Below are 1,657 nucleotides of genomic sequence, written 5' to 3' on the forward strand. Positions count from 1 at the left end.
ATCAGCATCAAAACCTTCTCAGGGGGCAGAGTCAGCTCTTTAGTTGTTCCATTGAGATGAGTTATGCAAGTGATATCCTCTGTATAAACCTTAGTCTTTTTATCATAAAACCCAAAAATTCCACCAACTAGCCGAACATCACGAGACCATCCCGAATTCTGTGTAACTGCCGTTTAGATTAAATGCTTGCTGATACGATCATCAAACATAATCATAAAGCGATTAAGGGCAGACGTCCAGTTACGGATTGGCATCGACCACTTTTTAGAGGCCTGCTGGGTTGCCAGATATACTACCTTGAATGCTGCCTGATCAGAGGGAAACACCTTACGCTTATTCACCGCCGTTCGAATCACACTGTTTAGCGACTCTATCGCATTGGTGGTATAGATCACTCTTCTGATGTCTTTAGGATAACCAAAGAACACCGTTAAGCCCTCCCAGTTATTGCGCCAAGACTTGATGACATGCGGGTACTCTTTGCCCCATACTTCATCAAAGTGCTCAAGGTTGGCCTCTGCCATCTCAAGCGTATCAGCACCGTAGATGGCCTTTAAATCAGCCGCTATTGCCTTCTTATCTGCCCAAGGTACAAACTTCATCGAATAGCGCACCATATGCACAATACACAGCTGAACCTGAGCGTTGGGGTAGACGGTGTTAATGGCATCAGGGAAGCCTTTTAGGCCGTCTACACAGGCAATAAGAATATCTTGTACTCCACGGTTTTGTAGTTCAGTGAGAACGCCCAGCCAGAACTTGGCGCCCTCATTCTCTGATAGCCACATACCAAGCAGCTCTTTTTTACCATCAAGAGCAACGCCTAAGGCCAGATAGATAGCTTTGTTGATGATCTGCTTGTCCTGACGAACTTTGACGACAATGCAGTCTAAGTAGACGATAGGATAGACGCTGCTCAGTGGCCGGTTCTGCCAAGCGGTGATGTCATCCAAGATGTTGTCAGTGACTCTGGAAACCAAGCTGCTTGAGATGTCGACGTCGTAGATGTCCTTGATGGTTTCGACAATCTCAGTAGTGGTTTGACCTTTGGCGTATGAGCGAGGATCAGCAAGTGTCTGGGAGACACTTGCCCGAAGCGCAAGACGGAAGGCTATGCCTGTAGTGAAATATGATTTTGTCATCAAGACCTGAAATACGGGTTTGATGCTTACTGACAAGTACAGGCTCAAAGCTACTGTCGCGGTCTCTGGGGGTGGAGATCTCAAGCTCGCCTGTGTCGCTACGGACTCTCTTTTTAGTGTGCCCATTGCGCTTATTAGGCCTGTCTGCCTTTTCATGCTTGGGGTAGCCGAGATGCTCTTCCATTTCTGCTTCTAGGGCAGTGTCGATGAAGGACTGCATGAGCTGCTTTTGAAAGTCTTTGATGTCATCGAAGCTTTTCATGCTGCTGGCCATTTGCTCAGCCAGTTTCTTGATGTCAGATTGGTTAGTCATTGCTTATTCTCCTGTTAGTGGATTATAAGCAGTTACACACTTTTTAGGAAAGGCTCAACATCACTCAAAAGCTTTGCATGTTTTTTATCCACTGCCTTACTTATGGTAAGGGTTCCTAATGGCTCATCAGCTATTAGCATCAGAGTAACGAACTGCATCACACGATCATATAATTTTGGATTTTCCATCATCTCATTGTAAA

Annotated in this window: 1 pseudogene; it reads right to left on the bottom strand. The window is 45.7% G+C overall.

Annotation, left to right across the window (positions count from 1 at the left end):
• Positions 1–173 precede the first annotated feature (173 nt).
• Positions 174–1,455, bottom strand: a pseudogene (locus ACS8FD_RS13915) (IS256 family transposase).
• Between the last annotated feature and the right edge of the window lie 202 nt (positions 1,456–1,657).

This window comes from Psychrobacter sp. 1U2, assembly GCF_051847575.1.